Origin of the sequence: Clostridium sp. Marseille-P2415 (assembly GCF_900155545.1) — a bacterium.
GTDB lineage: Bacteria > Bacillota > Clostridia > Lachnospirales > Lachnospiraceae > Lacrimispora.
The window spans coordinates 3,432,376-3,445,045 of record NZ_LT732526.1 but is presented as its reverse complement, the minus strand read 5'-3'; the positions used below and the strand labels follow the sequence as shown (position 1 = coordinate 3,445,045).

Sequence of the window (12,670 nt, the reverse complement as noted above, 5' to 3'; positions counted from 1 at the left end):
AATGCAGCAGGAGCTGTCCCGGTATCGGACCGGAGAGGCGGAGGAGATAAGTATATGGAACAGTACAAGATCGCAGAACATGAAAACCGGGGGTATCCCATGGGACTTTCAAAGGTTTCCGGCGGGATCCATTTGTGCGTGGCCGCAGAAGGCGGGGAGTGCCGGGTTTTGTTTTTTAAGGCCGGCGGGGAAGAACCGGTCCGGACCCTTTCCTTTCCTGTGGAGTCCAGAAGAGGCGATGTCTGGAGCATGACCGTTCCGGGAGATGATTTCGCGGATCTGGAATACTGTTTTGAAATCGATGGGAGGCCGTTTTCCGACCCTTACGGAAGGAGCTTTACCGGGCGGGACGTCTGGGGAGACTTAGAAGGTGTTTTCCCCCTTTTAAAGACTCCGGTGAAATTTCCGGAATTTGATTGGGAAGACGACAGGCTGCCTGAAATTCCTTATGAGGACTGCATACTATACCGGCTTCATGGACGTGGATTTACAAAGCATGTATCATCAAAAGTAAAAAATAAGGGGACCTTTCAGGCCGTTCAGGAAAAAATTCCTTACCTGAAGGAACTGGGAATTACTACGGTGGAGCTCATGCCGGTGAATGAATTTTCAGAGGTTATCATGCCGGAAAATGTGCCTGGGAACCCATATGGTGTGGATAAACCCACCGGAAAATTAAATTATTGGGGATATGGACCCGGATTTTATTTCGCTCCCAAGGCTTCCTTTGCTTCCGGAAAGGGAAAGGATCCGGCTTTTGAGTTTAAGACCCTTGTGAAGGCTTTCCATAAGGAAGGTCTGGAACTGATCACGGAGCTTTATTTTACCGGAAAAGAATCCCCTTCTTTTGTTCTTGACGTGGTCCGTTTCTGGGCAGAGGAATTCCATGTGGACGGAATCCATCTGGTGGGGTTCCCGCCCCTGGATCTGATCGGAAGGGACCCTTATCTGAGCCGGATCAAGCTCCTGGCTGTTTCCTGGGATTCGGTTAAGGGAGGAAGGCGGAAGCACTTAGGCGAGTATAATGACGGCTTTCTGGTGGATATGCGGCGGGTGTTAAAGGGAGATGAGGACCAGATGAGCAGCCTGGTTTTCCGGAGCAGAAGAAACCCGGCAGAATGGGGCGTCATAAACTATATGGCCAATACCAATGGATTTACCATGATGGATATGGTGTCCTATGATACCAAGCACAACGAGGGAAACGGGGAGAACAACCAGGACGGCAATCCTTATAATTATTCCTGGAACTGCGGGGCAGAGGGGCCGACAAAGCGGAAAAAGGTCGTGGAGCTTCGGAAAAAGCAGCTTAAGAATGCCTTTCTTCTTTTGCTTCTGAGCCAGGGCACTCCCCTTATCATGGCGGGAGACGAGTTTGGTAATTCCCAGTCAGGCAATAATAATGCATACTGCCAGGATAATGAAGTATCGTGGATCAACTGGAATTTATTAAAAACCAACCGGGATATTTTTGAATTTGTGAAAAATGTGATAGCCTTCCGCAAAGCTCATCCGGTGTTTCATATGCCAATGGAGCCAAGGATCATGGATTATTTAGCATGCGGATTCCCGGATGTGTCCTATCACGGCGTCAGGGCCTGGTGTCCGGAATTTGAGAATTTCAGACGCCAGCTTGGGATCTTTTACTGCGGGGAATATGGAAGGAAGCCGGATGGGACTGCGGACAATCACTTTTATGTGGCTTATAACATGCACTGGGAGCCACATGAATTTGACCTTCCCAATCTGCCTAAGAAAGAGCGGTGGCACGTGGCCTTCCATACGGATGAACGGGAAGGAAACGGCATGTATCCGGAAGGAGAGGAGCCGGCTGCGGAAGGGAAACGGTTCCTGGTTCCGCCGAGGACCATTGTGGTGTTTATCGGGAAGCCATCTTAATCCAGCCGGTAAGTATACATGCTTCCGATATAATAGGTATCAATATATTCTATTATGGTATCCTGGCCGCTGCATGTAATATGGGATACCTTTAACAATGCCTCGTTTTCTATCTCCAGTAATTTTTTCTGTTCCGGAGTCGGAAGCGCGGCGGAAAGTGAAAAATCAATGGTATGCAGATCACTGAAGCCGAGTTTCTTCACATATTTAAAAAAAGAATTTTCCAGGCAGGCAATGTCGATTGCAGGAATTGTTTTACAGGGGACATAGTTGTAGCTGATGCTGATGATCATGCCATTGCCTGTCCGTATCCTAGAAAAATAATGGATCAGATCATCGGGTTCTGCCCCAAGCTTTTGCGCTATTTCAGGAGAAATATCGGCCCCCCGGTAGATTCGGTACTCCAATAGCCTGGCCCCAGGTTTTAATCCAATAGATTCCATATCTTCTGTAAAACTGTTGGGCTGATAATGAAACTGCTTTTGTACCAGAGAGCTGGTCACAAAGCTTCCCTTTCCGGCAATCCTTCGAATGTATCCTTCCGTTGTGAGAGCCGAAATTGCCTTGTTTACCGTCATCCGGCTCACTTGAAAACGTTCGCATAATTCTGATTCCGTAGGAATCTGATCTCCCGCATGCAGCGTATGATTTTTTATGTCTTTTAAAATACAATCCTTTATTTGTATATACTTTGGTTTATTGATCATAAAAGCACTCCTTGTAAAGCATATTTGCCTCATATTATTATATATCGGGAAGCACTAATTGTCTATACATAATATTATAAAAACTTTGTGTAATATTGCAACAAAAAAAGTTGCAATATTATTTTTTTTGTGATAATATATGAAAAACAAATGAAATGCATATACCTAATAATAAGGTATATACATTATAGAAGCGCAAAGAAATTTTGGAAGAAAGGAGAAACATGAAAAATATTATTTTGGTTACACATGCGGATTTTGCAAAAGGCATTTTGACATCATTGGAATTGGTCATGGGAAAAGCCGATCATATTGATTATGTCAGCATCAGCGCTGAGGAAACGATTCCTGATATTACAGCGATGATTGAAACGAAAGTGAACAGCTTTCATAACGACGGGTGTACGGTTATTATCAGTGATATTATCGGAGGCAGTACTACCAGGGCTGCGATGGAACTGATAGGAAGAAGGGAAAAAATCTATCTGATAACCGGCTTGAATCTGGGATTACTGCTGGAAGTAGCCATGATACCATTAAGCGGAGAGGAACAATCGGACAGGCAGGCTTTAAGAAATGCAATTGAAAGTTCAAAACATACCATAAGCCTGGTCAATGACAGCATGGAAGAACAGGATTTTAACCAGGTATCCGGGTTTGATGAGCTTTAGATGGAACAAATGCCGCAGAAGGTGCGGCACTGGAGGTAAAAATGATAAAATTATTACGTGTGGATGACCGGTTGATTCACGGTCAGGTTGCAGTAAGCTGGACTTCATTTTTAGGTGTGGACACAATTGTGGTTGCCAATGATCACGCAATCGAGGATAAGCTGATGCAGATGGCTTTTCAAATGGCAAAGCCTCCTCAGGTGACATTGTCCGTGAAATCGCTGGATGGGGCGGCGGCGGTGATTAACAATCCGAAACATGCTGCAAGAGTGATATTTGTTGTGACAGCCAGTGTACAGGATGCTTTTTATTTAATGGAACGCTGTGATTCCATTTCAGAAGTATGCCTGGGTGGCATGAGGAAGGCGCCGGATAAAAAAATGGTGGAAAGGCAGGTTTATCTGGATCAAGAAGATATGGAGGCGATCGAGAAGATACATGCCATGGGAAAAGACGTTTTTTTACAGGCAGTACCAACAGAGAAGAAACTGTTGTACGACGATATTGTAAAGGAGTTTCACAGATAAGGAGAAGGAGGATACGTATATGGTATGGAAAGCGTTATTGCTGGGAATTCTTGCCGGATTTGCTATCTTGGATGGGCGGGTCTTCGGACAGCATATGCTTGACCGGCCAATTGTGACCGGTCCGATTGTAGGTCTTTTATTGGGAGATTTACAAACAGGTATTGTAATGGGGGCTGCTGTTGAACTGGTGATGATGGGAATCGTTGGCATTGGAGCGGCTACACCTCCTGATGTGGTATCGGGAGGGATTCTGGCAACCGCTTTTGCCATCATGTCCGGACTGGATATGGATGCGGCGGTAGCGTTGTCTCTGCCGATCGCCACACTGGCACAGTCTGTCGGCATTTTAGACCGGACCATTAATGCAACCTTTCTTCACTGGGCAGATAATGCCGCAGAAGAAGGGGATTACAGAGGAGTTGCAAAAGCATTCTGGTCAGGTGCAGGGCTTTTCTGGATCAGTTCGTTCCTGGTAGTGTTCTTGGGGGTCTGCCTTGGCTCCAATACGATCGCAGCTTTTGTAGATTCGCTTCCTGCATTTATATTGAGCGGATTAAAGATTGCCAGCGGAATGCTCCCGGCGTTGGGAATCGCGATCTTAATGCAGCTTATTTTTGATAAATCCAATGCAGCGTACCTGTTTGTCGGTTTTGTACTCACCGCACTGCTTGGAATGAGTACGGTGGGAGTGGCTATCGTGGGAGCTGTCATTGCTTATACGGTTTATCAGTCGGCCACACAAAGGAAAAAAGAGCAGATGGCATTTGCGATGACACAGACCATGTCGGATGATTTAGGAGGTGAATTGTGATGGCACGTTTGGAAGAGGCTTATTCCGAGAACAGTCTGGTTACCAAATCAGATATGAGAAAGACCTTTTGGCGTTCCTTTCCGCTGCAGGGATGTTTTAATTACGAGCGCATGCAGAATGTAGGCTTTTGTTATTCCATGATACCGGTTCTAAAGCGCCTGTACCCTGGTAAGGAAGAAGCCAGGGAAGCTTTGAAAAGACACCTGTCTTTTTTTAATACAACGCCTCAGGTGGTCAGCTTTATTACCGGTGCATGCGTCGCTTTGGAGGAGCAGAATAAAAAGTCCAGAGAGGGTTTTGATATTGAGTCAATTACAGCCTTAAAGGCAGCTTTAATGGGACCCATAGCCGGAATCGGGGATTCCTTCTTCTGGGGTACATTCCGCATCATTGCGGCAGGCGTAGGCTGCGGCCTGGCATCAAAGGGGAGCCTGCTTGGAGCTGTGCTGTTTTTGCTCATTTTTAATATACCTCATTACCTGGTAAGGTATTATGGTTTAAGGCTGGGATATAAGAGCGGGATCAATTTTATCGAAGCGGCCCAATCCTCCGGTATGGTCGAAATTCTTACCAACTGTGCAAAGATCATAGGGCTTTGTGTGGTAGGAGCGATGATTGCATCAATGGTGGCGTTTTCAACGCCCCTGGTATTGACTGTGGGAGAAACCAGCGTTGAGATACAAGGAGTATTTGATCAGATCCTTCCTAAGGTTCTGCCTCTTTTATTGACATTTGGCATATATGGATTATTAAAGAAAGGATACAAGACGGTAACAGTCATGCTGGGAATCATCGTAATCGGCATAGTCTGTGCGTTTTTTGGGATATTATAATGGAATTTCAGTCAAAGATGTATGATTATATCTGTGAGACCCCTCATGTGCTCACTGATATTATAAAACGGAGAAAAGAGATAACAAAAGAATTTGTGACCTGTTATCAGGATAAAACAATTGAACAGGTGTATGTGATTGGCTCAGGGACCAGTTATCATGCAGGCCTTTCCGCAAAAGCTTATCTGGAAGAGATTTTAAATATTAAGGTTTTTAATGTTTATCCGACTCAGTTTGAAAGAAATGAAAAAGTTTTTAACAAAAACACTCTGGTTATTGGGATATCTCAGGGGGGACAAAGTCTTTCGACGGTAGCCGGTCTGGATACAGCCAGAAAGCGGGGGCTCTGTACGGCTGCCATATCAGAAAACCCAACGGCTCTGGTATTTGAACATGCGGATACCAGGACAAGACTTGAAGTAGGAAATGAGAAGTGCGGTGCGAAAACAAAAGGGTATGCCGGGACAACCGTTACACTCATGATGATGCTGACAGAATGGGCACTTGCAAAAGGCATCTTAACAGAGAAAGCTGCAGAGGGTTACTTTGACCGGATGTCTCAGGTGATAGCCAATATGGAACTGGTCACCGCAGAAGCCACAAAATGGTATCATCGGATAAAAGAAGAGTTCCTTCCTGCAAAACGGATTATTGTAGTAGGTTATGACGGAATGTATGCCGATGTCCTGGAAGGGTCTTTGAAAATACTTGAGACGGTACGTCAGGGAGTTACCGGGTATGATATTGAAGAGTTTTTCCATGGTATTTATAATTCCATCAGTGAAGCTTCCCATATTTTTTATCTGGCATCCAAGGGAGATTATAAACCCCGGACAGTAAAATTGATCGATATATTAAATGAATGGACTCCTCATAATTATATGATCGCTTCGCCGGAAGGGCTGGAGAAAACAACGAAAAGAGACTTGATCTGCGATTTTATTGAGGATCCCCTGTTTTCGCCATGGGAATATATCATCCCATTACAGGTAGTCGCCTGCCTGGCACCCCAGGATCTGGGAATTAATCCTGATATACCAAAAGATCCTGAATTTCATAAAAAGATCGGAAGCAAGATGCTTGACGGGATCAGGGACCAGTATACAGTTGATCCTGCCGCTTCAAAGGAGAATCATGATTAAAGCGGTTATTTTTGATATGGATGGGCTGATGTTTGATACAGAAAGCTTATATGATATTGCATGGGAACATGCAGGCAGGCAATTTGGATATGAAATAACGCCGGAGGATTTGAAGCCCATGCGCGGTGTGAACCAGACCGTGGTAAAGGAACTGTTTTTTAAGAGATTTGGGCAGGATTTTGATTTTATGAAGATCCGTCAAAGCAGAATTGATTACATGGAACAATACATAAGAGCGCATGGTCTGCCTCACAAGCCGGGTCTCATGGAGTTACTTAAGTTTTTAAAAGAAAATGGATACCAGATAGCAGTTGCTACCTCTACCTATAAAGATCCGGCAGATAGGTATCTCACAACGGAAGGGATAGCTGATTACTTTGATGTCTGTGTTTACGGGGATATGGCAGCGAAGAGCAAGCCGGATCCGGAGATTTATCTGGAAGCGGTACAAAGGCTGGGAAGAATGCCGGATGAATGCCTGGTTTTAGAGGATTCCCCGAATGGCATACTGGCTGGAAGTAATGCAGGATGTCCGGTTATTATGATACCGGACTGCATTCAGGCAACAAAGGAAGAGGAACGGAGAGCTGTAAAAATCCTGCCGTCCTTAAGCCAAGTTATTTTATATTTAGAAGGCAGCCTTTCATAAGCCGGACGGTGTAGAATGACCGGGATCAACCATAGATACGCACAATATAAGCACGAAGGATTGCCGGACAGAACGGTATCCTTCGTGCTTATATTGTGCGTATCTTTAAAATTGATTCATAATATCCGGGTCTGCAGAAAGACCTGCTTTTTTATAAAAGGAAAAAAACCGGCAAATCCCTTGTTGATTTGTAAGAATTAAAATAGATAGTCAGTCAGGAAGATTATTTAAATATACATGCATGATCAGCCCTAATCGGATAAATATGCATGATTTAATTTATATTATTAATTTTATATCAAAAAGAAACCGTTAAAATCGGATGCATTTTTACAAAAAAATAACCAGCTGGAGTCAGTCATCTTTTTTCAGATTTCGATACCATGGAAGAATAAACACATAGGAGGTCTTTCATGGATAAGGAATCGAACAAACTGGGATTGTTGGCTTTAACTGCGTTAGTGATCAGCTCTTCCGTGGGAAGCGGCATATTTGGTATCGCATCGGATATGGCAGAGGGGACAAGCCCCGGAGCGGCAATTGCAGCATGGATTATTACAGGTACAGGAGTTTTGATGCTATGTCTGTCCCTGACGAATATTATTAATAAACGTCCGGAATTAAGCGGGATTTTCAGCTATGCCACGGAAACATTCGGACCGTTTGGCGGATTCGTCAGCGGTTGGGGTTACTGGTTATCCGCATGGCTTGGGAATATCGCTTTTGCAACAATTATGATGAGTGCTCTCAGCTATTTTATACCTGCACTGGGAGATGGAAGCAATCTGCTTTCTATCATTGCCGCGAGTGTGATCCTGTGGCTGATGTGCATTGTTGTAAACAAAGGAATTGAGAGTGCAGCGGTTCTTAATACGGTCATAACGGTCTGCAAGCTGGTTCCCCTTCTTTTCTTTACGGTTGCGGCAATCATCGCGTTTAAAGCAAATATGTTTACTGCGGATTTCTGGGGGACTGTGTCCGGGAACTTTTCCGTAAAGGAAGTGCTGTCCCAGGTAAATTCCAGTATGATGGTACTCATGTGGGTATTTGTAGGGATTGAAGGTGCAGCGATGATGTCGGACCGCGCGAAGACAAAATCAACGGCCGGTAAAGCTACCGTGTTGGGCTTAGCCGGACTTTTATGTATCTATCTGCTGCTTTCTTTGCTGCCATATGGCCTGATGGACCGTGCCGAGATCTGTAAATTGAAGCAGCCGGCCATGGCATATCTTCTTTCTCATATCGTAGGGCCGTGGGGAGCCGCTTTTATTAATGCTGCAATGATCATTTCTGTTGCAGGCTGCTGGTTATCCTGGACTATGCTGCCTGTTGAAACTACACTGCTGATGGCCCGGCAGAATCTTCTGCCGAAGAAATTCGGGGAAGTGAACGATAAGAATGTTCCCACATTTTCCCTGGTGTTTATGACGATTCTCTCACAGATTTTCATTTTCACATTGTTGTTTACGGATAAAGCGTATAATTTTGCCTATTCCTTATGTACGGCAGCGATCTTTGTAACGTGGATCCTGGTTTGTGTGTATCAGATCAAGCTTTCCTATGAGCATCGCAGGGAAAAGGGGGAAATGCTGCAGATGATGGCCGGCATTGCAGGAACTGCTTTTTATGCATGGGCGATCTGGGCAGCCGGCATTGGATATTTCCTGATGTGCATGCTTGTTTATATCATCGGTATTTTCCTTTACATAAAAGCCAGGAAGGAAAATGGAATTGAAAAAGTATTTTCAAAAAAAGAGTGGATTGTGATAATGTTTATCATTGCAGGTGCCGCAGTATCTGTTTTTATGCTGGTAACAGGCAGGATCGCCGTTTGATCATTTATACGGAAGCAACATCCGGGAAACCGGATGCTGCTTCCCGTTTATCATTTGTTCTTACTTTAAAAGCGAAATTGACAGGTATAAATTTAAAATGGTATTATCGGCATCAGGATAACTATGCTGATAATGTGAGGTTTAAATGAGAACAACTACTTTTATTTTTGATATCGTTCTGATCATGGTCTTTGTATGCGCATGTACGGTAAATGTAACGGCATATTACAAAACAAAGCATGTTCGGGAACTTGAGGCCGGAATGCTTATGTTCATGTATTGCCTGAATGCCATGATTGTATTCATGTCCGAATTTCTGTCTGAATTACCTTTTTTCGAAGGCGCTTATAATGTTTTGACTTATTTGGGGGTAAAGGTCATCTGCGGAATCGCAATCAGTACCTTGTATTTATGCCTGACTGCAGAATTACTGGAAAAAAAGCTTGGGATACTGCATGGGATCGTTCTGCTGCCGCTTATATGCGTTACGGTTTATGTGGGCGATTTAAATGCATCGGTAAGACAGCATTGGATATTTTATACGATCCGGCAGATTTATCTGGCCGGATTCGTATTTTACTATTTTATTTCGTATGCCGTAAGCAGGGAAAATGATTATAAAATGCGCATGAAGAGATACCGGCCCATCTTTATAATTGCCTGTATTTTCGCTGTGATGATCTTAGCTGAGGATAGTCTGGTTATTTTTCACTTTCAGTATGTGATCAATACGCTTAACATGAAATTGTTTATGGAGCACAACCTTAGTGAGGATGTGTTTTTTGTCATTCTGGCAGTTTTTGCGATCCGGAATGGATTTATTCAGCTGGTCAGCAGAAAGGAGCCGGTAAGGGAGGCCCGGTCCCCGGTACAACAGCCGTTTCAGGGAATGGAACAGGAGGAAGCTGCAGCAGTACTTGAGGATCTGTTTGTTACGGAATATAGCCTGAGCAACCGTCAGCGTGACGTACTGTTTTTGCTGATAAAAGATAAATCATACCAGGAAATGGGGACTGAACTGGGATTATCTGTCGGAACCGTGAAATTTCATGCCCATGGAATTTACGAAAAGACTGATTCAAAGAACCGGTCGGAGCTGATCCGCAAATACCGTGAGTTTCATGAAGCTGATAAGGAATAGAGATCATTATTCCGGATGCGGATCCTTATATCTTTCATAAAGCTCAGATAATTCCCGTTTGGATCTCACTCCTGTTTTTTGACGGATGCTATGTACATGTGTCTTTACGGTAAAAAAAGAGATGAGCAGTTTATCACTGATCTGGCGGTAGGTTGCGTGATTTAAGAGCTCGGAAAGGATGGTCTGTTCCCTTGGAGTGAGTCCATACGCTTCACAGAAGGAATTAAAAATATCCATCTCTCCGCCTGATTGAATGCAGGATGCAGATTCTGAAATCCGGGATTTTGCGGCAGCCTCCCATCCCCGTGGGGCTGCTTTCTTTTGCATATAGGTATATATGCAGGAGGCAGCAGCAGAGCCAAACAAAAAATCAAGAGAAAAAATACGATAGGAATCAATACCGCTGGAGGAGCGATAGAATATTTTAACAAAATTCTCGATCAGCCCGGATAGTGGAAGCAGAACGGCGGCGCAGGAATAAATGTAATGGATACGGCTCTTTTTATGTAAGAGGTAACAAAAAGTGATTCCTCTGTAAAGCAGATAGAGAAGAAAAACAGCGCTGTATAAAAACAGATTTACAAGACTGTTCTTTAACGTAGGAATGACAAGCAGAATCAGGAAAAATACGAGCAAAATAATATATTCGCACCGGCTGATCTTTTTATCCGGCACCAATAAATAGAAGAGATCCAGCAAACAGATTGCAATCACTGTGGAAATGACAGTATTGAATACAGGCATGTTCCTGTAAGCGGCATCATAGACATGGGCGAATTCAGGTATAAATTCGGCCATAGATGTAATCAGCTGGTTTAATAACAAACAGAAGAACAGGACTGTTATGGTAACAGGTGCTTTATCCCGTTTATTTAAGTAGCCGCAAAATGCCATAAGGCATGCACAAGCGTATAAGATCACAAGCAAGTTGTCATAGAGATAAAGTAATATATTCATTGTCTTTTCATCTTTTGAATTTTTTTTCAGTATAGCAAAGCATGAATTTGCTGTCAAGGGATGGATTTGGGCAATATGTATAAGGTTTGGCAAAGGTTTTGTTGAAATTGTAAAACAATGCATAAAAATACTCCGAAAAGTTTATTCCAAACTCTTTCTTTTGGTGGTAACCTGTGTGGGACGTGAAAGCAGAAATGCGGGAACGTTGAAAATTTGCCAATGAAAAAACATAAGGAGGATATTGATTATGCAGGGTATTAACGTAAAAAGTGAAATTGGCCGCTTAAAAAGAGTATTGCTGCACAGGCCTGGAAAGGAATTATTAAATCTGACACCGGAAACATTAGAGAGACTTCTCTTCGATGACATTCCCTTTTTAGAGGCTGCGCAGCAGGAACATGATGCATTTGCTGAAACATTGAAAAGTAATGGCGTTGAAGTATTGTATCTGGAAGATATTATGGCTGAGGTGCTGGACTTAAGCGATGATATCAAGGATGAATTCGTGAAGCAGTGGATCAGCGAAGCTGGGATCTGTACCGGATTGTATAAGAAGAAAATTTATGATTATATGATGCAGTATAAAGATGACAGCAAAGCACTTGTCCTAAAATCCATGGAAGGGATCGTGTTAAAAGAACTTAATTATAATAAGAATGATTCTCTGGTGGATATTATGAGCGATCCGTCCAAGCTGGTCGTCGACCCGATGCCGAATCTTTATTTTACACGCGATCCATTTGCGTGTATCGGTGAGGGGGTAAGCCTCAACCGCATGTATTCCGTAACCAGAAACAGAGAGACCATTTACGGAGAGTATATTTTTAAATATCACCCGGATTTTAAGAATAAGGTTGAGAAATACTACGACCGTTACAATGCCTTTCATATAGAAGGCGGTGATATTTTAAACATTAACGAAAAAGTGCTGGCAGTTGGAATTTCCCAGAGAACGGAGCCGGATGCACTTGAGATGCTGGCTAAGAATATTTTCAGCAATGAAAACAGCACCATTGAGACGATCCTTGGATTTGATATCCCTCACAGCCGTGCATTTATGCATCTGGATACGGTATTTACCCAGATTGATTATGACAAGTTCACCATTCATCCGGGGATCCTTGGGCCGCTCCGCGTATACAAGATCATAAAAGGAAATAGCAGGGGTGAAATTAAGGTCGAGGTATTAAATTCTGATCTTGAGACGATTCTTGAAAAGAGTCTTGGGATTGATCAAGTAGAACTCATCAAATGCGGCGGTGATGATATGATCACAGCCGAAAGAGAACAGTGGAATGATGGTTCCAACACGTTGTGCATTGCGCCGGGAAAGATCGTTACCTATCAGCGCAATACGAGAACCAACGAATTGTTAAAACAGCATGGGCTGAACGTGCTTGAAATACCGAGTGCGGAATTGTCCCGCGGCAGAGGGGGCCCCCGCTGTATGAGTATGCCCCTGGATCGTGAACCGGTAAATTATTAAAGATGAGGAGAT

Annotated in this window: 12 protein-coding genes; 10 read left to right on the top strand and 2 right to left on the bottom strand. The window is 43.6% G+C overall.

The annotated features are described in order from the left end of the window. Positions 1 to 54: 54 nt before the first annotated feature. Positions 55 to 1,899: an alpha amylase C-terminal domain-containing protein gene (locus tag BQ9856_RS20710; protein ID WP_077612697.1), complete on the top strand. Its 1,845-nt coding sequence runs from the start codon at positions 55 to 57 to the stop codon at positions 1,897 to 1,899. On the opposite strand, the gene BQ9856_RS20705 is transcribed toward BQ9856_RS20710, so the two are convergent. Then, positions 1,896 to 2,606 (bottom strand): GntR family transcriptional regulator, encoded by a 711-nt coding sequence (locus tag BQ9856_RS20705; RefSeq protein ID WP_077612696.1) that lies wholly within the window; start codon positions 2,604 to 2,606, stop codon positions 1,896 to 1,898. The two genes, BQ9856_RS20710 and BQ9856_RS20705, sit on opposite strands and share 4 nt — an antisense overlap. A 224-nt stretch (positions 2,607 to 2,830) precedes the next feature. Here BQ9856_RS20705 and BQ9856_RS20700 point away from each other — a divergent pair, with 224 nt between their 5' ends. The 8 genes from BQ9856_RS20700 to BQ9856_RS20660 all read left to right on the top strand — a co-directional run bounded on the left by BQ9856_RS20700 (position 2,831) and on the right by BQ9856_RS20660 (position 10,215). After that, entirely contained in the window at positions 2,831 to 3,277 is a 447-nt protein-coding gene (locus tag BQ9856_RS20700; protein ID WP_077612695.1) for a PTS sugar transporter subunit IIA, read from the top strand. A gap of 41 nt (positions 3,278 to 3,318) precedes the next feature. Next, positions 3,319 to 3,804: a PTS sugar transporter subunit IIB gene (locus BQ9856_RS20695; protein ID WP_077612694.1), complete on the top strand. Its 486-nt coding sequence runs from the start codon at positions 3,319 to 3,321 to the stop codon at positions 3,802 to 3,804. Positions 3,805 to 3,823: 19 nt separating this feature from the next. Next, on the top strand, positions 3,824 to 4,615 hold the full coding sequence (locus BQ9856_RS20690) for a PTS mannose/fructose/sorbose/N-acetylgalactosamine transporter subunit IIC (protein WP_077612693.1): 792 nt from the start codon (positions 3,824 to 3,826) through the stop codon (positions 4,613 to 4,615). Continuing rightward, complete coding sequence (locus tag BQ9856_RS20685) at positions 4,615 to 5,448, top strand: PTS system mannose/fructose/sorbose family transporter subunit IID (RefSeq protein WP_077612692.1); 834 nt, start codon at positions 4,615 to 4,617, stop codon at positions 5,446 to 5,448. Before BQ9856_RS20690 ends, BQ9856_RS20685 begins: the two co-directional genes overlap by 1 nt. Further along, positions 5,448 to 6,590 (top strand): SIS domain-containing protein, encoded by a 1,143-nt coding sequence (locus BQ9856_RS20680; protein WP_235839274.1) that lies wholly within the window; start codon positions 5,448 to 5,450, stop codon positions 6,588 to 6,590. Before BQ9856_RS20685 ends, BQ9856_RS20680 begins: the two co-directional genes overlap by 1 nt. Continuing rightward, on the top strand, positions 6,583 to 7,239 hold the full coding sequence (locus BQ9856_RS20675; protein ID WP_077612691.1) for an HAD family hydrolase: 657 nt from the start codon (positions 6,583 to 6,585) through the stop codon (positions 7,237 to 7,239). Before BQ9856_RS20680 ends, BQ9856_RS20675 begins: the two co-directional genes overlap by 8 nt. A 413-nt stretch (positions 7,240 to 7,652) precedes the next feature. Continuing rightward, positions 7,653 to 9,074: an arginine-ornithine antiporter gene (gene arcD / locus BQ9856_RS20665; RefSeq protein ID WP_077612689.1), complete on the top strand. Its 1,422-nt coding sequence runs from the start codon at positions 7,653 to 7,655 to the stop codon at positions 9,072 to 9,074. 145 nt (positions 9,075 to 9,219) lie between these two features. Further along, positions 9,220 to 10,215 carry a response regulator transcription factor gene (locus tag BQ9856_RS20660; protein ID WP_077612688.1) on the top strand — a complete coding sequence of 332 codons (996 nt, stop codon included), beginning with the start codon at positions 9,220 to 9,222 and terminating at the stop codon, positions 10,213 to 10,215. Between the two features lie 6 nt (positions 10,216 to 10,221). On the opposite strand, the gene BQ9856_RS20655 is transcribed toward BQ9856_RS20660, so the two are convergent. Further along, positions 10,222 to 11,172: a helix-turn-helix transcriptional regulator gene (locus BQ9856_RS20655; RefSeq protein WP_159442051.1), complete on the bottom strand. Its 951-nt coding sequence runs from the start codon at positions 11,170 to 11,172 to the stop codon at positions 10,222 to 10,224. Between the two features lie 247 nt (positions 11,173 to 11,419). Here BQ9856_RS20655 and arcA point away from each other — a divergent pair, with 247 nt between their 5' ends. Further along, complete coding sequence (gene arcA / locus BQ9856_RS20650; RefSeq protein WP_077612686.1) at positions 11,420 to 12,658, top strand: arginine deiminase; 1,239 nt, start codon at positions 11,420 to 11,422, stop codon at positions 12,656 to 12,658. The last annotated feature ends 12 nt before the right edge of the window (positions 12,659 to 12,670 follow it).